Origin of the sequence: Streptomyces sp. NPDC014870 (genome assembly GCF_043081505.1) — a bacterium.
GTDB lineage: Bacteria > Actinomycetota > Actinomycetes > Streptomycetales > Streptomycetaceae > Streptomyces.
In genome coordinates, this window is record NZ_JBIBWQ010000012.1 from 1 (window position 1) to 19,480 (window position 19,480).

18 protein-coding genes and 1 riboswitch are annotated in these 19,480 nt (G+C 73.3%); of the genes, 9 read left to right on the forward strand and 9 right to left on the reverse strand.

The genetic code is table 11. The features are described from left to right. Positions 1-110 precede the first annotated feature (110 nt). The 3 genes from ACF09C_RS30210 to ACF09C_RS30220 all read right to left on the reverse strand — a co-directional run bounded on the left by ACF09C_RS30210 (position 111) and on the right by ACF09C_RS30220 (position 3,365). A complete protein-coding gene (locus tag ACF09C_RS30210) occupies positions 111-1,190 on the reverse strand; it encodes a prenyltransferase (protein ID WP_392096079.1) in 1,080 nt (359 codons plus the stop codon). Next, positions 1,187-1,918, reverse strand: a complete 732-nt coding sequence (locus ACF09C_RS30215; RefSeq protein WP_392096080.1) for a class I SAM-dependent methyltransferase — start codon at positions 1,916-1,918, stop codon at positions 1,187-1,189. The genes ACF09C_RS30210 and ACF09C_RS30215 overlap by 4 nt, the downstream gene beginning before the upstream one ends. Before the next feature lie 73 nt (positions 1,919-1,991). Then, on the reverse strand, positions 1,992-3,365 hold the full coding sequence (locus tag ACF09C_RS30220; RefSeq protein ID WP_392096082.1) for a glycosyltransferase family 4 protein: 1,374 nt from the start codon (positions 3,363-3,365) through the stop codon (positions 1,992-1,994). A gap of 241 nt (positions 3,366-3,606) precedes the next feature. Here ACF09C_RS30220 and ACF09C_RS30225 point away from each other — a divergent pair, with 241 nt between their 5' ends. Next, positions 3,607-4,239, forward strand: coding sequence for a TetR family transcriptional regulator (locus ACF09C_RS30225; RefSeq protein WP_362420922.1), 633 nt, complete (start codon positions 3,607-3,609; stop codon positions 4,237-4,239). Between the two features lie 92 nt (positions 4,240-4,331). Here ACF09C_RS30225 and ACF09C_RS30230 read toward each other — a convergent pair whose 3' ends face one another. From ACF09C_RS30230 to ACF09C_RS30245, 4 genes are all read right to left on the reverse strand, one after another. Continuing rightward, on the reverse strand, positions 4,332-4,871 hold the full coding sequence (locus tag ACF09C_RS30230; protein WP_392096084.1) for a hypothetical protein: 540 nt from the start codon (positions 4,869-4,871) through the stop codon (positions 4,332-4,334). A 108-nt stretch (positions 4,872-4,979) separates the two neighbouring features. Then, positions 4,980-5,660, reverse strand: coding sequence for a hypothetical protein (locus tag ACF09C_RS30235; protein WP_392096086.1), 681 nt, complete (start codon positions 5,658-5,660; stop codon positions 4,980-4,982). Positions 5,661-5,729: 69 nt separating this feature from the next. Further along, positions 5,730-5,963 carry a ferredoxin gene (locus ACF09C_RS30240; protein WP_392096088.1) on the reverse strand — a complete coding sequence of 78 codons (234 nt, stop codon included), beginning with the start codon at positions 5,961-5,963 and terminating at the stop codon, positions 5,730-5,732. Continuing rightward, positions 5,963-7,432, reverse strand: coding sequence for an aldehyde dehydrogenase (locus ACF09C_RS30245; RefSeq protein ID WP_392096090.1), 1,470 nt, complete (start codon positions 7,430-7,432; stop codon positions 5,963-5,965). The genes ACF09C_RS30240 and ACF09C_RS30245 overlap by 1 nt, the downstream gene beginning before the upstream one ends. Positions 7,433-7,597: 165 nt before the next feature. On the opposite strand from ACF09C_RS30245, the gene ACF09C_RS30250 reads away from it, so the two are divergent. Continuing rightward, positions 7,598-8,308 (forward strand): histone deacetylase, encoded by a 711-nt coding sequence (locus ACF09C_RS30250; RefSeq protein WP_392096092.1) that lies wholly within the window; start codon positions 7,598-7,600, stop codon positions 8,306-8,308. Positions 8,309-8,420: 112 nt separating this feature from the next. After that, complete coding sequence (locus ACF09C_RS30255) at positions 8,421-9,461, forward strand: MBL fold metallo-hydrolase (protein ID WP_392096094.1); 1,041 nt, start codon at positions 8,421-8,423, stop codon at positions 9,459-9,461. A 15-nt stretch (positions 9,462-9,476) separates the two neighbouring features. Here the strand turns inward: ACF09C_RS30255 and ACF09C_RS30260 are convergent, their stop codons facing one another. After that, positions 9,477-11,039 carry a protein kinase gene (locus tag ACF09C_RS30260; RefSeq protein ID WP_392096095.1) on the reverse strand — a complete coding sequence of 521 codons (1,563 nt, stop codon included), beginning with the start codon at positions 11,037-11,039 and terminating at the stop codon, positions 9,477-9,479. 165 nt (positions 11,040-11,204) lie between these two features. Further along, positions 11,205-11,288: riboswitch (cobalamin riboswitch) on the forward strand. A gap of 98 nt (positions 11,289-11,386) precedes the next feature. On the opposite strand from ACF09C_RS30260, the gene ACF09C_RS30265 reads away from it, so the two are divergent. From ACF09C_RS30265 to ACF09C_RS30290, 6 genes are all read left to right on the forward strand, one after another. Continuing rightward, a complete protein-coding gene (locus ACF09C_RS30265) occupies positions 11,387-12,643 on the forward strand; it encodes a prenyltransferase/squalene oxidase repeat-containing protein (RefSeq protein WP_392096097.1) in 1,257 nt (418 codons plus the stop codon). After that, positions 12,640-13,332 carry an SCO2322 family protein gene (locus ACF09C_RS30270; RefSeq protein WP_392096099.1) on the forward strand — a complete coding sequence of 231 codons (693 nt, stop codon included), beginning with the start codon at positions 12,640-12,642 and terminating at the stop codon, positions 13,330-13,332. Before ACF09C_RS30265 ends, ACF09C_RS30270 begins: the two co-directional genes overlap by 4 nt. A 7-nt stretch (positions 13,333-13,339) precedes the next feature. Beyond that, positions 13,340-14,500: an energy-coupling factor transporter transmembrane component T gene (locus ACF09C_RS30275; protein ID WP_392096101.1), complete on the forward strand. Its 1,161-nt coding sequence runs from the start codon at positions 13,340-13,342 to the stop codon at positions 14,498-14,500. Then, positions 14,497-16,467 carry an ABC transporter ATP-binding protein gene (locus ACF09C_RS30280; RefSeq protein ID WP_392096102.1) on the forward strand — a complete coding sequence of 657 codons (1,971 nt, stop codon included), beginning with the start codon at positions 14,497-14,499 and terminating at the stop codon, positions 16,465-16,467. Before ACF09C_RS30275 ends, ACF09C_RS30280 begins: the two co-directional genes overlap by 4 nt. Next, positions 16,464-17,351, forward strand: a complete 888-nt coding sequence (locus tag ACF09C_RS30285; protein ID WP_392096104.1) for an ECF transporter S component — start codon at positions 16,464-16,466, stop codon at positions 17,349-17,351. Before ACF09C_RS30280 ends, ACF09C_RS30285 begins: the two co-directional genes overlap by 4 nt. A 307-nt stretch (positions 17,352-17,658) precedes the next feature. Next, the gene (locus ACF09C_RS30290; protein WP_392095263.1) at positions 17,659-18,066 is read left to right on the forward strand and encodes a transglycosylase SLT domain-containing protein; all 408 of its coding nucleotides are present in this window, start codon (positions 17,659-17,661) and stop codon (positions 18,064-18,066) included. Positions 18,067-18,186: 120 nt separating this feature from the next. Here ACF09C_RS30290 and ACF09C_RS30295 read toward each other — a convergent pair whose 3' ends face one another. Next, a complete protein-coding gene (locus ACF09C_RS30295; RefSeq protein ID WP_362422544.1) occupies positions 18,187-19,365 on the reverse strand; it encodes a steroid 3-ketoacyl-CoA thiolase in 1,179 nt (392 codons plus the stop codon). Positions 19,366-19,480: the final 115 nt, after the last annotated feature.

Sequence of the window (19,480 nt, forward strand, 5' to 3'; positions counted from 1 at the left end):
CATCGGCAACGAACTCCGATAACTCACCCCGGAGCCGTTCCACCTCCCCAAGCCTCATAGTCGAAAGATGCCCACCACCAGGCGAGATCACCCGATGTAACGAAGCACAACTAGCCCCCGCAGCACTCCGGTTCCAGGCCGCTCGGCAGGCGCTCCCCGCCGAAGACCGCCACCGTCGCCTCGTCCCCGCCCAGCGCCGCGACGGCGAGGAGCAGGGAGCCGGCCGTCCAGGTCGTGAGCTCCTCGGGCCACACGGCCGCCTCGCCCTCGAAGACGTACCCCGTCCAGTACATGCCGCCCTCGGCGCGCAGGTGCTGGATGGACTGGAGGATCTCCAGGGCCCGGTCGGACTCGCCCATCGCCCACAGGGCGAGGGCGAGTTCGCAGCTCTCGCCGCCGGTCACCCACGGGTTGGGCAGCACGCACCGCACGCCGAGGCCCGGGACGACGAAGTCGTCCCACCGCGCGTCGATCCGGTCCGTGGCCGCCGCGCCCCGTACGGCGCCGCCAAGGACCGGGTAGTACCAGTCCATCGAGTAGCGGGACTTGTCGAGGAAGCGCTCGGGGTGGCTGCGGATCGCGTGGCCGAGCGCGCCCGTCGCCAGCTCCCAGTCGGGCTGGGGCTCCTCGCGCGCCTCGGCGATGGCGAGCGCGCAGCGCAGCGCCTGGTGGATGGAGGAGCTACCGGTGAGCAGCGCGTCCTCGACCGCCTGCCCGTCGGCCTCCCGCTTCCAGCCGATCTGCCCGCCGGGCCGCTGGAGGGCGAGGACGAACTCGACGGCCGCGTAGACGACCGGCCACATCCGGTCGAGGAAGGCGTCGTCGCCGGTGGCGAGGTAGTGGTGCCAGACGCCGACGGCGACGTACGCGACGAAGTTGGACTCGCGACCGCGGTCGGTGACGTCGTCCGGGTCGCCGTCGTGGTAGGCCGCGTACCAGGAGCCGTCGGCGTTCTGGTGCCGGGCCAGCCACTCGTACGCCCGGGCCGCCGCCGTGTGCTCGCCGGCGGTGTCCAGGGCCATGGCGGCCTCGGTGTGGTCCCAGGGATCGAGGTGGTGGCCGCGGAACCACGGGATCGCGCCGTCCTCGCGCTGGACGGCGAGGATCCCGGCGACGGTCTCGGCGGCCTGTTCGGCGGTGAGGACCCCGGGGAGGAGCAGGTGCTCCGCGATCTGCTCGGGGCTCGTCACGCCTCGGCCTTCGGCAGGTGGGGCTTGGTGGCGTAGGCCACGAAGCTCTTGCCGACCACCGGGTTGAGCAGCTGCTCGGCGACCCGGGTCAGGGCGGGCTTCTTCATGATGTCCCAGACCAGGAGCTTGTGGTACGCCCGGACCGGCAGCGCCTTGTCGTTGTCGACGCCGAAGGCGCACTTCAGCCACCAGTACGGGGCGTGCAGCGCGTGCGCGTGGTGGGTGCCGTACGGCTTGAGGCCGGCCTGGCGGATCTTGGCGAGCAGCTCGTCCGCCTTGTAGATGCGGATGTGGCCGCCCTCGACCTCGTGGTAGGCGTCGGAGAGCGCCCAGCAGATCTTCTCGGGGCCGTAGCGCGGGACGGTGACGGCGATCCGGCCGCCGGGCTTGAGCACCCGGACCATCTCCGCGAGGACGCCCTTGTCGTCCGGGATGTGCTCCATGACCTCGGAGATGATCACGACGTCGAAGGACTCGTCGGGGAAAGGGAGGTTGAGCGCGTCGCCCTCCATCGCGGTGGCGGTGGCGCCGGCCGGGGCCTCGCCGGCCTCCTTCATCGCCGCGAACCACTTGGCGACCTCGCGGATCTCCTCGCCGTTCTGGTCGAGGGCCACGACCTGGGCGCCGCGCCGGTAGCACTCGAAGGCGTGCCGGCCCGCACCGCAGCCCAGGTCGAGCACGCGGTCGCCGGGGGCGAGCGGGAAGCGGGTGAAGTCGACGGTCAGCACGAGGTCTGCCCTTCCGGAGGGGTGGTGGTGCGGGGGTGGGGGCGGTACGCGGGGGCGGTGGCGGTGGGCACGGTCACCGGCGGGCTCCTTGGCGTACGGGACGCCCCTGGGCGGCGATCGCCTCCCGGTACAGCTCGGCCGTGCCCTGGGCGGCCTTGGCCCAGGTGAAGCGGTCGAGGACGCGGGCTCGTCCCGCCGCGCCGAGGCGCGCGCGGAGTTCCGGGTCGCCGAGCAGCCGGCCGAGCGCGGCGGCGAGCGCGCCGGCGTCGCCGGGGCGCACGGCCAGGCAGCTCTCGCCGTCGGGGCCGGTGACCTCGGGAATCGCGCCGCCGGTGGTGGCGACGAGCGGGGTCCCGGTGGCCATGGCCTCGGCGGCCGGCAGCGAGAACCCCTCGTACAGGGACGGGACGCAGGAGACCTGGGCGGAGCGGACGAGGTCCACGAGCTCGCGGTCGGAGATCCCCTTGACGAACTCGACGGCGTCTTCGAGCCCGTACCGCTCGATGGCCTGGGCGACCGGCCCGTCCTCGGCACGCTTGCCGACGACGACCAGGTGCGCGGCCGGGTTCTCGGTGCGGAGCTTGGCGAGGGCCTCGACGAGGTGGACGAGCCCCTTGAGCGGGACGTCCGCGCTGGAGGTGGTGACGATGCGGCCGGGGACCTCGGGGACGGACGCGTCGGGGGACCACAGGTCGGTGTCGGCGCCGATGTGGACGACCCGGAGACGGTCCGGGCGGACGCCGAGGTGGGCGACGATCTCCTGCTCGGAGGAGCCGGAGACGGTGAGGACGGAGGGCAGGCGCCGGGCGACCCGCTTCTGCATCCGGGTGAAGCCGTACCAGCGGCGGACCGAGAGGCGGCGCTTCCAGTCGTCGCCCGCCGCGTCGAGGTCCAGCTGCCGGTCGACGGTGATGGGGTGGTGGATCGTGGTGACGAGCGGGGCGCCGAGCACCCGGGGGCCGCCGAGGAGTCCGTAGCCGAGCGTCTGGTTGTCGTGGACGACGTCGAAGTCGCCGCGGCGGGCGGCGAGCATGCGCCGGGCCCGCAGCGAGAAGGTGAGCGGCTCGGGGAATCCGCCGGTCCACATGGTGGCGACCTCGACGGCGTCGATCCAGTCGCGGTACTCGTCGCGCTTCGGCGTGCGGAACGGGTCCGGGGAGCGGTAGAGGTCGAGGCTGGCGATCTCGGTGAGCGGGACGCCCTCGTCGAGGGTGGGGTACGGCTGGGAGCCGATGACCTCGACGTGGTGGCCGAGGCGGGCGAGTTCACGGGAGAGGTGACGGACATACACGCCCTGACCGCCGCAGAACGGATTGCCCTTGTACGTGAGGAGAGCGATCCGCAACATGGGGGTCCCCCCTGGTCGAGCGTAGTCGAGAGCTTGGGGGATGTCACCGTGCTCCGGGACGCCCTGTCGGGGGTTTGCCTCTATGGCCTCAGCGGTCACTCGCGGCCCCCTTCGAGCTTGCGTTTCGCGGGAGCGTAACCGCTCGCGCTAATCTAGAACAAGTTACAGACTTGATCGTTCTTGATCGTTCAAGGAGCACAGAATCTACCGGCAGGTAGCTGTGGAGCGAGAGCCGGATCAGGTGATTCGCGCCACGGCGGAAGCCCCGCCATACTCCGGCGGTGCCGCCGTTGATCCGGCCGCCGCACCGCCGCTCGCCCACCGCACGGAACGGGACTTCATGACCGCGGAAGACAGACCCGCATCGCCGCCCCTGACGGAACGCCAGGAGGCCCGTCGCCGTCGCATCCTGCACGCGAGTGCGCAGCTCGCCGGGCGGGGCGGATTCGACGCCGTTCAGATGCGGGAGGTGGCGGAGGCCGCCGGGGTGGCCCTGGGCACGCTGTACCGCTATTTCCCTTCCAAGATCCATCTGCTGGTCGCGACGATGCAGGACCAGCTGCAGCACATGCACACCACGCTGCGGAAGCGGCCGCCCGCGGGCGAGACCTCGGCCGAGCGGGTCGCGGAGACGCTGATGCGGGCGTTCCGGGCGCTCCAGCGCGAGCCGCAGCTCGCGGACGCGATGGTGCGGGCGCTGACGTTCGCGGACCGGAGCGTGAGCCCGGAGGTGGACACCGTCTCGCGGCTCACGACGGCGATCATCCTGGACTCGATGGGGCTCGAACACCCCACGCCGCAGCAGCTGTCGGCGGTCCGGGTGATCGAGCACACCTGGCACTCGGCGCTGATCACCTGGCTGTCGGGCCGGGCCTCGATCGCCCAGGTCAAGATCGACATCGAGACGGTCTGCCGGCTGATCGACCTGACGATGCCCGAGGGGGCGGCGACCACCGGTCCCGTGACCCCCTAGGGAGGCCACGGGACCGGGGAGGCGGACCCCGGAGCGGGCGCGCGGACGGGCGCGGGCACCGAAGCACGCACCGGCGCGGGAGCGCGCCGCTACTACTGCGTCTTGCCCTTCTCCAGGTCGGCCTTGAACAGCGCCTCGCACTTCGCGGAGTTGTCCGAGCCGATGAACATCACCATGGCGAGGCCGGCCGCGCCGTGGTTGCTGGCCTTGAGCGACCAGTTGCCCTTGTTCAGGGTCTGGACGGTGGAACCGGCCTGCTCGACCTTCTGGCCCTGGGTCCAGCCGCCACCGGTCAGCGTCGCCACCGTCGCGTCGTACGACTTCTTCGGGTCCGCGGCCTTCTTCGCGTCGGGCGTCCACGACACCATGCACTCCTTGAGCGCGGCGGGGACGTCCTCGCCCGAGGCGTCCCGGACGAAGCCCGCCGCCGTGGCCGCGGCCTCGATCTCCTTCTCCACCGCGGCCGCGGTGGGGCTGTCGCCGCCGCCCGCCTCGGAACCGCCGGTCGTGGAGCCCGAGGAGGAGGCCGACGAGCCGCCGCCCTTGTTCTTGCCCGAGCTGTCCTCGCTGCCGCAACCCGCGACCAGCAGCACCACACCGGCGGCCACGGCCACCATCTTCGCCTTGCGCACAACTCTCCCAATCATGGGCGCACGCGGGCCTGTTGCCCCCGTCATCAGGGGAAGATTTTTGCACGTGGGAACAGTCCCGGGCGCCGCGCCCGGCCGCCGGACCGCCGGTCAGTCCTGATTCACGAGCAGATCCCAGTCCTGCTCGCTGAACTCGTTCATGCAGGCGTCCTCGGATGCCTGGAAGGACAGCATGTCGACCGATCCCAGGTCGTGATGACGTCCCATCAGGGTCCAGCCGCTCTTCTTGAGCGTGACGCCGACCGTGCTGCCCTTCGCGTCGAGCTTCTCCTCGCGCGGCTCCGCGGTCACCTTCCAACCGCGCTCCACCAGTTCGGCGGTGGTCGCGTGGAACTTCTGCCGCGGGTCGCCGCTTTCGCGCAGCTCGGGGTCCATGCTCATCCACTGCGCCGAACACGCCAGGGCCCGCGCCTTGAGCCGTTCCTTCTCCGTGGACGGTGTGGCCGAGGGCACGGAGGAGGCGGAGGACACGGAGGAGGCCGAGGGCACGGCTGAGGCGGAGGGCACGGCTGAGGCGGAGGACGTGGTGGGCGCCTCCGCCTCCGGCCGCCCGGAGGAGGGCAGCCCGACGGCGGCCGTGGCCGCGTCGATGTCGGCCTGCGCGGCGGTCCGCCCGAAGGGCGTGCCGCCATCGGCCCGCGCGCCGGACCCGGCCCCTTCCCCCGTCCCGGTCCCGCATCCGGTCATGAGCACCGTCGCGGCCAGCACCGCGCCCGCCGCCTTGCCCGCCGCCATGCCCGCCGCCCGAGCGGCCCGCCTCGTCCTCGCCATGATCCCCACCCCTGTCGTACGTACGCCGCAGGAGTGTCACACGCCGCTCGGGGCGGTGGCCCGTGAATATCACTCCTCGGGTGGGAAGACCGGTTCCCCGCTGTCGAGCAGGGTGATCAGGATGGCCTCGACCGGGCAGCCCTCGGCCGCCGCGAGGACGCGCTCGTTCGCGTCGGCCTCCGGCTCGCGCGGGTGGGACTGGCGCGCCGTGTCGAGCCGGAAGCCGTCCGGGGCGTGGTTGACGCACATCCCGGAGCCGATGCACACGCTCCGGTCGACCTCCACGAGCCAGCGATCGCCCATCACGCACCACCCGGCCCCTCGTACCCGGCCGGCAGGTGGACCATCTTGTACTCCAGGTACTCGCTGAAGCCCTCGGGGCCGAACTCGCGCCCCAGGCCGGAGTTCTTGTAGCCGCCGAACGGGCCGAGCATGTCCAGACTGAAGGTGTTGATGTTGAAGGTGCCCGTACGGACCTTCCGGGCGAAGTCGATGCCGTGCTCGACGTCCCCGGTCCAGACACTGCCGCTGAGCCCGAACTCGGAGTCGTTGGCGATCGCGAGCGCCTCGCTCTCGTCCCCGTACGGGAGGAGGCAGATGACGGGACCGAAGATCTCCTCGCGGGCGATGCGCATGGAGTTGTCGACGGCTCCGAAGAGGGTCGGCTCGACGTACCAGCCGCGGTCGAGGCCGGCGGGCCGGCCGCCGCCGCTGAGGACCTTGGCGCCCTCGTCCTGGCCGATCCTGATGTAGTCGAGGGAGCGCTGCCGCTGGCGCTGGGCGACGAGCGGGCCGACCTGGGTGGCCGGGTCGAGCGGGTCGCCGACCACCAGGGCGCCCGCGGCGGCGGCGAAGGCCTCGGCGATCTCGTCGTAGCGGCTGCGCGGGGCGAGGATGCGGGTCTGGGCCACGCAGGCCTGGCCGTTGTTCATCCAGGCGGCCGGGACGATCCCGGCGACGGTGGAGGCGAGGTCGGCGTCCGGGAGGATGACGGCCGCGGACTTGCCGCCGAGTTCGAGGGTGACACGGGTGAGGTTGCGGGAGGCGACCTCCATCACGCGCTTGCCCGCGGCGACCGAGCCGGTGAAGGAGACCTTGTCGACGCCCGGGTGCCCGACGAGGTACTCGCTGACCTCGCGGTCGGCGGGCAGGATGGACAGCACGCCCTCGGGGAGCCCGGCCTCGGTCGCGATCTCGGCCAGGATGTACGAGTCCAGAGGGGATTCGGGCGAGGGCTTGAGGACGACCGTGCAGCCGGCGAGCAGCGCGGGTCCGAGCTTGGCGGCGGCGGTGAACTGCGGGACGTTCCAGGGCACGACCGCCGCGACGACGCCGACGGGCTCGCGGCGCACCATGATCGGCCCGAGGACCCCGGCGCGCCTGCTCTCGTACGGGAACTCACGGGCGATGGTGATCGCGGCGTCCCAGACCATCATGGCGCCGAGGGCCTGGGCGAGGACGCTCCAGGAGTACGGGGAGCCGTTCTGGGAGCTGATCGACCGGGCGATCTCCTCGTGGCGTACGGCGATGGCGTCCTTGATCCGCCCGACGATCCCGATGCGCTCCTCAAGGGTCATCCGCGGCCAGGGCCCGTGGTCGAACGCCTCGCGGGCGACGGCGACGGCCCGGTCCACGTCGGCCCGGGAGGCGTGCGGCACGCGGCCGATGACCTCCTCGCTGTGCGGCGAGATCACCTCGATGACGTCCCCGCCCGCCGGCTCGGTCAACTCGCCGCCGATGTACAGCTTTCCGTGCTCCACAAGCTCGGTCATGACCGACTGCCTCCCGGAACCCGCGATGTTTCTGACTGTGTATCAGAACTGATACCAGTTCTAGTTATCGCGGGCAATGCCGAGGAGGCGGGCACTCTGGGGCGGTCCGGGCTGCCGGGTGCCGTCGCCGCGCCCCCGCGCGCGGACAGGGGTACGTTGCGAGGCATGGAAGGCGAGCGGACACCGGACGGCCGTCGCGGAGCCGACGCGTCGCGGGCCCCGGTCCTCGACATCGCCCCGCCGCGGTGGCCCGCCCCGGAGGCGCCGCGGCACGTCTGGTACGCGGCCTACGGCTCCAACATGAACCCGGACCGCCTGCGGTGCTACCTCGCCGGCGGCCGGCCGCCGGGCGCCGCGCGCTCGTTCCCCGGGTGCCGCGACGCGTCACCCCCGACGCGCTCGGTCGCCGTCCACCTCCCCGGACAGGTGTACTTCGCGACCGAGTCCCCGGTATGGACGGGCGGCCGCGGGTTCTACGACCCGGACGCGGACGGTGTCGCCTGGGCCGTCGCGCATCTCCTCACCCGCGAGCAGTTCTCCGACATCGTCGCCCAGGAGATGCGCCGGGAGCCGGGAGCCGACCTCGACCTCACCGGCGCGCTCGACGGCGGGCGGGTCGCGACGGGGCCGGGACGGTACGAGACCGTGGTGTGCCCAGGGGTCCTCGACGGCGTTCCCGTCCTCACCTTCACAGCACCCTGGCGGATGGCGGAGGTCGCCCTCCGCCCACCCTCCGCGGCCTACCTGCGGCATCTCGCGGCCGGCCTGCGCGCCTCGGGGGCGTGGAGCGCCGGCGAGATCGCGGACCATCTCGCCGCCCTTCCCGGCGCGGCCGGGCACTGGACGCGCGCCGCCGTCGCCGCACTCGTCGAGTGAGGGCCTTCCGACCGAGAGGCTTCCGACCGAGAGGCTTCTGACGCTTCGTCAGTTCGCGTTATGGTGGCCGAGTTCGAACAAGCGCCGTGCCGTCGCGGAGAGATGAGGGCCCATGAGCCAGGTGACCGAACACGGCGGAGGCGTCTGGTCGATCCGGGTCCCGATCCCGGACAACCCCCTCGGCCACACCCTCGTCCACGTCCTCGACACCGACCGGGGACCCGTGCTGATCGACACCGGCTGGGACGATCCGGCCTCCTGGGCCGAACTGACCGACGGGCTCACCGCGTTGGGAACCTCCGTACGCGACGTGCACGGGATCGTCATCACCCACCACCACCCCGACCACCACGGCCTGTCGGGGCAGGTCCGCGAGGCGTCCGGGGCGTGGATCGCGATGCACGCCGCCGACACCGCCGTCGTCCGCCGCACCCGCGAGTCCGAGCCGGGCACGTGGCTCGACTACCTCGCCCGCAAACTGACCGCCGTCGGCGCGCCCGAGGACCACACCGCGCCGCTCCTCGCCGCCCGCGCCGCCGGCCGCCGCGCGAGCACCCTGCCCGGACTGCGCTCCGCCCTGCCCGACCGCGAGATCGTCCCCGGCGAACTCCTCGACCTCGCGGGGCGCCGCCTGCGCGCGATCTGGACCCCCGGCCACACCCCGGGGCACGTCTGCCTGCACCTGGAGGAGCAGCACCCCGCCAACCTCCCCGGGCACGGCCGGCTCTTCTCCGGCGACCACCTGCTGCCCGGGATCTCCCCGCACATCGGCCTCTACGAGGACCCGGACGACTCCACCGTGACCGATCCCCTCGGCGACTACCTCGACTCGCTGGAGCGGATCGGGCGGCTCGGCGTCGCCGAGGTGCTCCCCGCCCACCAGTACGCCTTCGCCGACGCGTCCGGCCGGGTACGGGAGCTGCTCGACCACCACGAGGAACGGCTGACCGGGCTCCTGGACCTCCTCGCGACCCCGCTCACCCCCTGGCAGCTCGCCGAGCGCATGGAGTGGAACCGCCCCTGGGAGCAGATCCCGTACGGATCCCGGCACATCGCGGTCAGCGAGGCCGAGGCGCATGTGCGCCGGCTCGTGAAGCTGGGCCGCGCGGAGGCCGTGGCGGGTACCGATCCGGTGACGTACGTGGCGGTGTGACCGGGGGGAGGACCGTCATGCCTTCGCGATCCTGATCACCGACGCCCCCAGGATCAGCGGAGCCGTACCGCCGCCGAGAATCATCACCGGGAGGGCCACCCACAGCAGCCAGTGCTCGCCGCCGATGTCCGTGGCGTTCTCCACGAACATGACCCACAGGACGTGCAGGACGGTCATCGCGATCAGCGCGATCCAGAAGAGACCGACACCCGCCGTCCACAGCCGGACCCTGCCGGCCGGGACGCTCAGCAGGCGCCGCCTGTAGAGGTGGAGCCCCACCATGGCGGCGAACAGGAGCAGCGTCCCCGGGGCGCGCCACCAGTCGTTCGTCGCCCACTGGAAGGGGCCCTGCTGCTGGTCCGATACAGAGGGGTACCGCATCGCGCGGTCCATGAGATCGACGCCGCCGACGAGGAAGACGACCATCGGGACCAGGAAGAACAGCGCGTACAGCGGTCTGCCGAGCCCGACCCTCAGGGCGCCCACCGCCCTCGCGCGGGCGGACGGAGCCCTGGACTCGGCCCTGGCGCGCGGCACGGCCGCCCTCGGTCCGGGTCCGGGTCCGGGCGACACCCGGGCCGGCTTCGGCTCCGGGAGGACCGCGGTGGGCTGCGGGGCAGGCGTGGGCAGGGCGGTCGTGACGCGCTCCGACGGGGCCGTGGCGACGGGCTCCGCCACCGCCCAGGAGTCCTCCTCCGCCTCCGCGTTGAGCAGCTCCTCCGCCTTCTGGGCGATCGCCGCGACGACCGGCGCCGGCAGCCAGGGGCCGTGGGGCGCCGCGTGCTCGTCGGCGGCGGCGGCCAGTTCGGCGACCGCCGGGCGGTCCCCGGGCCGCTTGGCGAGGCAGGCCCGCGCCAGCTCGCCGAAGCGACCGCCGACCCCGGCGAGGTCCGGCTCGTGGTGCACGAGCCGGTAGAGCAGTTCGGCCACCGAGCCGCCGCCGAACGGCCCGCGCCCGGTGGCCGCGAAGGCCAGGACCGCGCCGAGCGAGAAGACGTCCGCGGCCGAGGTGATCTCCTTGCCCTCCGCCTGCTCGGGCGACATGTAGCCGGGCGAGCCGACCACGAGACCGGTCCCGGTCAGCGCCGTCTCGTCGGCCGAGCGCGCGATGCCGAAGTCGATGAGCAACGGCCCCGACTGCGCGAGCAGCACGTTGGACGGTTTGACGTCCCGGTGCACCAGACCCGCCGCGTGCACCCCGTCGAGCGCGTGCGCGAGCCCGGAGAACAGCCGCCACAGGGCCTCCTGGGGCAGCGGCCCGTGGGCGATCACGGCCTCGGAGAGCGCGGGCCCCGGAACGTACGCCGTGGCCAGCCAGGGCACGGCCGCCTCGGGGTCCGCGTCCAGTACGGGTACGGTCCCCGCGCCCCGTAAGGACTGGGCCGCCCTGACCTCGCGGGCGAACCGCCGCCGGAAGCCGGGGTCACCGGCCAGCGTGCCGTGCACCACCTTCAGCGCGACCGTCCGCCCACCCGGCGAGCGGCCGAGATAGACGCAGCCCATGCCGCCCTCCCCCAGGCGGTAGAGCAACCGGTACGCGCCCACCCGACGCGGATCGGTCTCGGTCAACGGCCGCATTCCGCACCCCCGTGAGACGCCGTCCTCGCGAACAGCGGCCAGCATGGCACAGCGGGCCCGCCCCCCGGCAGCCGATGGGTGAAGCCCGCCGGGGCCGCTCGCACCCACCCGGACGGGTCGGCTACGGGCCGGTAGAGTGGGCGCGTCGTCCTCACACCCGTACGGGGGGAAGCCGGTGCGAATCCGGCGCTGACCCGCAACCGTGACCGTCCCCCGGGAGCCCCCGGAAGGCCGGAAGTCGGAATGCCCCGTCCGGGACGTGACCGCCGGCGCCGTCGAGGAATACGGAGCCGAGCCTGGTGCCCCAAGCGTGCCGGTGCCCGGCCGCAGGAGAGGCCACCACACGCATGACCACCGTCCGCCGCGGCGCCGCCGCCTTCGCAGCCGCAGCAGTACTCTGCGCCGGCCTGGCCCCCGTCGCGACCGCCGCGCCCTCCCCCTCCGCGACCCCCGCGCCGCCCACGGTCCCGGCCGGTCTCTACGGCACGAAGGACCCGACGTACGACGGGGTGTGGCGGCAGTCCCTCGCGTTCATCGCCCAGACGACCAACGGCGTCCAGCCCGCCGACGAGGCCGTGGCCTGGCTGACGAAGCAGCAGTGCGCCAACGGCGCCTTCTCCTCCTTCCGCGCGGACCCGGCCAAGCCCTGTGACGCGACGACCATGCTGGACACCAACGCGACCGCCGTCGCCGTGCAGGCGTTCACCGGTCTCAAGGCGAAGAGCACCGACCCGAAGCCGCTGGCCGCGACCGCGGAGGCCGGGGCGAGCTGGCTGAAGAGCGTGCAGAACAAGGACGGCGGCTGGGGCTACAACCCGGGCGGCCCCAGCGACGCCAACTCCACCTCGATCGTCGTCAGCGCGCTCACCGCGCTCGGCCAGAAGCCCGGCGAGGTGAAGTCCGCGGACGGCAGGACCGCGTACGACGCCCTGCTCGCGCTCTCCCTCCCCTGCTCCACCAAGGACGGCGCGGGCGCCTTCGCGTACCAGCCCGACAAGGACGGCAAACTGCTCGCGAACGCCGACGCGACCGCCGCCGCCACCCTCGCGGGGCTCGGCAAGGGCATCACCGCGCGCGGCGTGGAGCCGCAGCAGACGCCGACCTGCACCGCCGAGGCCAAGCCCACGATCGACCGGGCCGCGCTCAACGGCGCCTCCTACCTGGCCGCCGCGCTCGCGAAGACCGGGCACCTGAACACCCCGCCGATGCCCGGCGCGACGGACCCGACCGAGCAGCCCGACTTCGGCAACACCGCCGACGCCGTCGTCGCGCTCGCCGCCGCCGGTGCCACGAAGGAGGCGACCGGCGCGCTGACCTGGCTCCAGGAGAACTCCGCCGCCTGGGCGAAGGAGAACGGCCCGGCCGCGTACGCGCAGCTGACCCTGGCCGCGACGGCCATGCACGTCGACCCGAAGGCGTTCGGCTCGACCGACCTCCTGAAGGAGCTGGCCGCCACCGGTCCGGCGCCGAAGGCCTCGCCGACCGCCGCGGCGGAGGCGAGCGACGAGGACGGCTCCGGCTCCTCGAACCTGTGGTGGATCATCGGCATCGGCGCGGTCGTCGGCATCGGGATCGGCTTCCTGCTGAGCGGGCGCAAGAAGTGACGACCCGGCTGCCACGGCTGCCACGGCTGCGCGGAGCGGCGGCCGCCGGTGTCGGCGCCGGCGTCCTCCTGACGCTGGCCGCCGCCGCCCCCGCCGAGGCCGCCGGCTACCGCTACTGGTCGTACTGGGAGAGCGACGGCGGCGCGAACTGGGCGTACGCCACGCAGGGCCCGGCGACCGCCCGGCCTTCCGACGGCGACGCGATCGGCTTCCGCTTCGCGGTCAGCGAGGACGCCGCCGACGCCGCCCGGCCCACGGCAGGTCCCGACTTCGCGGGGATCTGCGGCGGTACGGCCGAGAAGTCCGGGACGAAGCGGGTGGCCGTCGTGATCGACTTCGGCACCGCCGAGGACGCCCCGCAGGGCGAGACCCCGCCCGCGCCGCCGCTGAAGACCGGCTGCGCGCAGGTCCGTACCGACGCGACGAGCGCGGAGGCGCTGGCCGCGGTGGCGAAGCCGCTGCGGTACGACAGCGCGGCGCTGCTGTGCGGGATCGCCGGGTACCCGGCGAAGGGCTGTGGCGAGCAGGTGGCGACGGCAAAGCCCACCGCCGGAGCCACCGCATCGGCCTCTCCCCAGGCTGACGGCGACGGGGGCGGCGACGGGCCGTCCGTCGGGATCCTGGTGGGCGGGGCCGCCGTGGCCGTGCTCGGGGGCGCCGCGCTCTGGAAGGCGCGCCGCCGCGCATGAGCCGCGCATGATCCGTGCCCCCGAGGCGAGCCGGTCCAACGCGCTGCACGCGGGCGCCTGGTGGATCTGGGCGCTCGGCCTGGCCGTCGCCGCCTCCCGTACCACCAACCCGCTGCTCCTCGGTCTGATCGTCGCCGTCGCGGGCTATGTCGTGGCGGCCCGGCGTACCGACGCCCCGTGGGCGCGTTCGTACGGGGCGTTCGTGAAGCTGGGCCTGTTCGTGGTGGCCCTGCGGGTGGTGTTCTCGGTGCTGCTCGGCTCGGCGATCCCGGGGACCGTGGAGCTGTTCACGCTGCCCGAGGTGCCGATGCCGGAGTGGGCGCAGGGCGTGCGGATCGGCGGCCGGGTCACGGCGGAGCAGGTGGTCTTCGCCCTCTACGACGGGGCCAAGCTGGCGACCCTGCTGATCTGCGTGGGCGCGGCGAACGCGCTCGCGAACCCGGCGCGGCTGCTCAAGTCGCTGCCGGGCGCGCTGTACGAGGTGGGCGTCGCCGTCGTCGTGGCGATGACCTTCGCGCCGAACATGGTGGCCGACGTGGTCCGGCTGCGGACCGCCCGGCGGCTGCGCGGGCGGCCGACGGGCGGGGTGCGGGCGGTGCTCCAGATCGGGCTGCCGGTCCTGGAGGGCGCGCTGGAGCGCTCGATCGCGGTGGCGGCGTCGATGGACGCGCGGGGGTACGGGCGTACGGCGCAGGTACCGGCGTCCGTGCGCCGGACGACGAACCTGCTGACCCTTGGCGGACTGCTCGGCGTGTGCGCGGGTTCGTACGGGCTGCTGGCGGCGGAGGGCGCGGGCTACGGGCTGCCGCTGGTCGTCGCGGGCCTTGTCGCGGCCATGGCGGGGCTCCGGCTCGGCGGCCTGCGGGCGGCACGGACCCGGTACCGGCCGGACCGGTGGGGCGTGCGCGCCTGGCTGGTGGCCGGTTCGGGCGTGGCGGTGGCGGCGCTGATGATCTGGGCGAACGTGTACGCGTACGACGCGCTGCACCCGGGCGTCGTACCGCTGGAGGCGCCCGAGCTGCCGGTCTGGCCGGCGCTCTCGCTGCTTGTGGGCCTGGTGCCGGCGTGGGTGGCCCCGGTACCGGCGTCCGCATCCGTATCTGCGTCCGCATCCGCGTCCGTGTCCGCGTCCGTGTCCGTGTCCGTGTCGAAGGAGTCGTCGTCGTGATCCGGTTCGAGAACGTCTCGGTGCGGTACGGGGACGAGGCCGCGCCCACGCTCCAGGGCATCGACCTGACGATCCCCGAGGGTGAACTGGTCCTGCTCGTCGGCCCTTCGGGTGTCGGCAAGTCGACGCTGCTCGGCGCGGTGTCGGGCCTGGTCCCGCACTTCACCGGCGGCACGCTGACCGGCCGGGTCACGGTCGCCGGGCGGGACACCCGCACGCACAAGCCGCGGGAGCTCGCGGACGTGGTCGGCACGGTCGGTCAGGACCCGCTCGCGCACTTCGTGACGGACACCGTCGAGGACGAGCTGGCGTACGGGATGGAGTCCCTGGGCCTCGCGCCCGCCGTGATGCGGCGGCGGGTCGAGGAGACCCTGGACCTCCTCGGCCTCGCGGAGCTGCGCGACCGGCCGATCGCCACGCTCTCCGGCGGGCAGCAGCAGCGGGTGGCGATCGGCTCGGTGCTGACCCCCCACCCCCGGGTCCTCGTCCTGGACGAGCCGACGTCGGCGCTCGACCCGGCGGCGGCGGAGGACGTCCTCGCGGTGCTGCAGCGCCTGGTCCACGACCTCGGCACGACGGTCCTGATGGCGGAGCACCGCCTGGAGCGGGTGGTGCAGTACGCGGACCAGGTGCTGCTGCTGCCGGACGGGGTCATGGGGCCGCCCGCCGAGATCATGGCGATCTCGCCGATCCACCCGCCGGTGGTGTCGCTCGGCCGCCTGGCGGGCTGGAGCCCGCTCCCGTTGACGGTCCGTGACGCCCGCCGCATGGCCTCCGGCCTACGGTCCCGGCTGGAAGGGCGGGTGCCGGAGGCGGGCGCTGCGGGGACGGCCCCTGCGGGGCTTCTCCCCCACCCCGCCCCTTCCCGTGACCGGGGGCTCCGCCCCCGGACCCCCGGTCCTCAAACGCCGGACGGGCTGAACACACCGGCCGAACCGACCGAGACGGCAGCCCCCGCCCAGCGGGTCGAAGCCGCTGTCCAGCATGGCCCGGACACCTCCAGCCGGCAGCGCGATCAGGGCGCACAGCAGGGCCCGGAGACGGACACTCCCACCGCCCGGCGCGAAGCTGCCGCGCAGCAGGCCCCGGGGGCGGCAGCCCCCGGTGATCAGCCCCCCACCAGCCCCCGGCGGGGTTTCGGGAAGGGGCGGGGTGGGGGAATCTCCCTGTTCCGGCGCCGCACCCGGGCCACCACCGACACCACCCCATCCCCCAACGCCCCCCTCATCGACGTCCGCGCTCTCGGCGTCCGTCGCGGGCGCGTCGAGGCGCTCCGGCGGGTGGACCTGCAGGTGGACGCGGGCGAGACCGTCGCGCTCATGGGGCGCAACGGCGCCGGCAAGTCCACCCTGCTCAGCGCGCTCGTCGGCATCGTCGAGCCCACCTCCGGCACCGCTCTCGTCGCCGGTCGCGTCCCGCACCGCGCCGACCCCCGCGAGCTGATCCGCCACGTCGGCCTCGTTCCGCAGGAGCCGCGTGACCTGCTGTACGCGGACACGGTCGGCGCCGAGTGCTCCGCGGCCGACGCGGACGCCGACGCCACCCCCGGGACCTGCCGGGCCCTGGTCTCGGAGCTGCTGCCGGGCGTCGCGGACGACACCCACCCCCGGGACCTCTCCGAGGGCCAGCGGCTCGCCCTCGCGCTCGCCGTCGTCCTCACCGGCCGCCCCCCGCTCCTCCTCCTCGACGAGCCGACCCGCGGCCTCGACTACGCCGCCAAGGCCCGTCTCGTCGCCCATCTCCGGGCGCTCGCCGCCGCCGGTCACGCGATCGTGCTGGCCACGCACGACGTGGAGCTGGCCGCCGAGCTGGCGCACCGCGTGGTGATCCTGGCGGGCGGCGAGGTCGTCGCGGACGGCCCGACGGCCGAGGTCGTCGTCTCCTCCCCCGCCTTCTCCCCGCAGGTCGCCAAGATCCTCGCCCCGCAGCCCTGGCTCACGGTCGAGCAGGTCAGGGAGGCCCTGTGACCGCCGGGCTCCCTGACCGCCGGCCGAGCCGGCCGAGCCGCCCGCGTCCCGTCCGGCTCGGCGCGCGTTCCGTCGCCGCGCTCGTCCTGGTCTCCGTCGTCGGGCTGATCGCCGTCGGCTGGCCCCTGTTCGCCGACAGTGACTCCGCGGTCACCACGCACGCCGCCGACGCGCCCTGGTTCTTCGCCGCCCTCCTGCCGCTCCTCATCGCGGTCGTGGTCGCGACGATCGCCGACTCCGGCATGGACGCGAAGGCCGTCGCGATGCTGGGCGTGCTCGCGGCCGTGGGCGCGGCGCTGCGGCCGCTGGGGGCGGGGACGGCCGGCCTGGAACCGATGTTCTTCCTGATGGTGCTGAGCGGCCGGGTCCTCGGGCCGGGCTTCGGCTTCGTGCTCGGGGCCGTCACGATGTTCGCGTCCGCCCTGCTCACGGGTGGGGTGGGGCCGTGGATGCCGGTCCAGATGCTGGCCATGGGCTGGTTCACCATGGGCGCGGGTCTGCTGCCGGGCGCGGCCGAGCGCGGGATCCGGGGCCGGGGCGAGCTGCTGATGCTGTCGGCGTACGGCTTCGTGGCGGCGTTCGCGTACGGCACCGTCACCAATCTCTATGGCTGGGTCACCGTCGGCGGGCTCGGTACGGGAGTCTCCTTCCAGCCCGGGGACCCGGTGAACGAGAACCTGGTGCGTTTCCTCGCGTACGTCCTCGCCACCTCCCTCGGCTGGGACCTCGGCCGGGCGACGCTCACCGTCGTGCTTACGCTGACCGTCGGCGGGACGCTCCTGAAGGCGCTGCGGCGGGCCACGCGGCGCGCCAACTTCGAGGCCCAGGTCACATTCGAGGGGCCGGATGGGGCCCTGCGGGGTGAGGCGCCCCACAGGACCTAGGTCACGTACGACGTGGAATAGGAGAGGGGCCAGACCCTCCCAAATCCCTCCATAGCAGCCGCTCACCTGCGAAAACGTCACATCCCCCGCCACCGGACCTTCACGGGGGGTCCGACTCCGCTTCGTACCGGGGGTCGTTGCGTCGCCCGTTCAGCCCTGCTTGTCTGGTGGACGTCGCCAGGCAGCAGCGCTCCAGCGCAGCTCCTCGGTCGGGCGGATTCCCCCCAGTCTCCGGGCTTCCCGGGCTCTGGTTCCGTCTTGCCGAAATCGCCCGGCGCGGCCCTTGTCCCCGACGTTAGGTCGCTTCGTGTTCCGCTCGCTCTCCACTCGTGTCTCGTCCCGCAAGAAGACCCTCGCCGTCTCCGCAGCCGTGCTGCTGGGCGCCTCGGGTGCGGTGCTCGGCACGACGGCGTCGGCCTCGGCCGCTCCCAGTGACGCCAAGGCGATCGCCAAGCAGATCGTGCCGGCTTCGCAGTTCGCGTCGTTCAGCAAGATCGTGACCCACGAGTCCGGCTGGAACCCCTCCGCCACCAACTCCTCCAGCGGCGCCTACGGCCTGGTCCAGGCCCTCCCGGCCTCCAAGATGTCCTCGGCCGGCTCCGACTGGAAGACCAACCCCGCCACCCAGATCAAGTGGGGCCTCAACTACATGAACGAGCGCTACGGCTCCCCCAACGCCGCCTGGGCCTTCTGGCAGGCCAACGGCTGGTACTAAGAGTCACCCGCCGACTCCCAGCCGGCCCACACGCCGCAGCGCCACCCGCAAGGCCCCGCACCTCCACACGGAGGAGCGGGGCCTGCCGCGTTTCCGAGGCATTCCGACTCCCGGACGGCCTCAGAGCCGCTGGATGATCGTCCCCGTCGCCAGCGCCCCACCCGCGCACATGGTGATCAGCGCGAACTCCTTGTCCGAACGCTCCAGCTCGTGCAGCGCGGTCGTGATCAGGCGGGCCCCGGTCGCCCCCACCGGGTGGCCGAGGGCGATGGCGCCGCCGTTGACGTTGACCTTGACGAGCCCGTCGAGGTCCCCCTCGAACTCCTGCGCCCAGCTGAGCACCACGGAGGCGAACGCCTCGTTGATCTCGACCAGGTCGATGTCCTTCAGCGACATCCCGGCCTTGCCGAGCACCGCGCGGGTCGCGTCGATCGGGCCGTCGAGATGGAAGTGCGGGTCGGAGCCGACAAGGGCCTGGGCGACGATCCGGGCACGCGGCTTGAGGCCGAGCGCGCGGGCCATCCGCTTGGACGACCACATCAGCGCGCACGCGCCGTCGGAGATCTGCGAGGAGTTCCCCGCGGTGTGGACGGCGGTCGGCATGACCGGCTTGAGACGGCCGAGCGCCTCCATGCTGGTGTCGCGGAGCCCCTCGTCACGGTCGACCAGCCGCCACATGCCCTGCCCGGCGGCCTGCTCCTCCTCGGTCGTCGGGACCTGGACGGCGAACGTCTCGCGCTTGAACCGCTCCTCGGACCAGGCGATGGCGGCCCGCTCCTGGGAGAGCAGCCCGAGGGAGTCGACCCGTTCGCGGGTCAGGCCGCGGCGCCGCGCGATGCGCTCGGCGGCCTCGAACTGGTTGGGCAGGTCGACGTTCCACTCGTCCGGCCAGGGCTTTCCGGGCCCGTGCTTGGAACCGGAGCCCAGCGGAACCCGCGACATGGCCTCCACTCCGCAGCTGATGCCGATGTCGATGACGCCCGAGGAGATCATGTTGGCGACCATGTGACTGGCCTGCTGCGACGAGCCGCACTGACAGTCGACGGTGGTGGCGGCGGTCTCGTAGGGCAGGCCCATGGTGAGCCAGGCGTTGCGCGCGGGGTTCATGGACTGCTCGCCGGCGTGGGTGACCGTACCGCCGACGATCTGCTCGACGCAGTCGGCCTTGATGCCGGTCCGGCCGAGGAGTTCACGGTAGGTCTCGCCGAGGAGGTAGGCGGGATGGAGGTTGGCGAGCGCGCCTCCGCGCTTGCCGATGGGGGTGCGTACTGCTTCGACGATGACGGGTTCCGCGGCCATGAGCTCGTCCTCTCTCGCCCGGGCGGGTGTCCCGGCACTCCGCGACGGGGGCGGTACGGGGAACTAGTACGCGTTCTAGTTCTGAGTGAAGTCTTATGACTGCTACCGCCGGTAC

What these genes read in the sequence shown, in the direction of transcription:
- ACF09C_RS30225 (WP_362420922.1), top strand. Translation starts at nt 3,607, where the DNA reads ATGACCGCGGAAGACAGACCCGCATCGCCGCCCCTGACGGAACGCCAG.
- ACF09C_RS30235 (WP_392096086.1), bottom strand. Translation starts at nt 5,660, where the DNA reads ATGGCGAGGACGAGGCGGGCCGCTCGGGCGGCGGGCATGGCGGCGGGC.
- ACF09C_RS30240 (WP_392096088.1), bottom strand. Translation starts at nt 5,963, where the DNA reads ATGGGCGATCGCTGGCTCGTGGAGGTCGACCGGAGCGTGTGCATCGGC.
- ACF09C_RS30245 (WP_392096090.1), bottom strand. Translation starts at nt 7,432, where the DNA reads ATGACCGAGCTTGTGGAGCACGGAAAGCTGTACATCGGCGGCGAGTTG.
- ACF09C_RS30250 (WP_392096092.1), top strand. Translation starts at nt 7,598, where the DNA reads ATGGAAGGCGAGCGGACACCGGACGGCCGTCGCGGAGCCGACGCGTCG.
- ACF09C_RS30255 (WP_392096094.1), top strand. Translation starts at nt 8,421, where the DNA reads ATGAGCCAGGTGACCGAACACGGCGGAGGCGTCTGGTCGATCCGGGTC.
- ACF09C_RS30260 (WP_392096095.1), bottom strand. Translation starts at nt 11,039, where the DNA reads ATGCGGCCGTTGACCGAGACCGATCCGCGTCGGGTGGGCGCGTACCGG.
- ACF09C_RS30265 (WP_392096097.1), top strand. Translation starts at nt 11,387, where the DNA reads ATGACCACCGTCCGCCGCGGCGCCGCCGCCTTCGCAGCCGCAGCAGTA.
- ACF09C_RS30275 (WP_392096101.1), top strand. Translation starts at nt 13,340, where the DNA reads ATGATCCGTGCCCCCGAGGCGAGCCGGTCCAACGCGCTGCACGCGGGC.
- ACF09C_RS30295 (WP_362422544.1), bottom strand. Translation starts at nt 19,365, where the DNA reads ATGGCCGCGGAACCCGTCATCGTCGAAGCAGTACGCACCCCCATCGGC.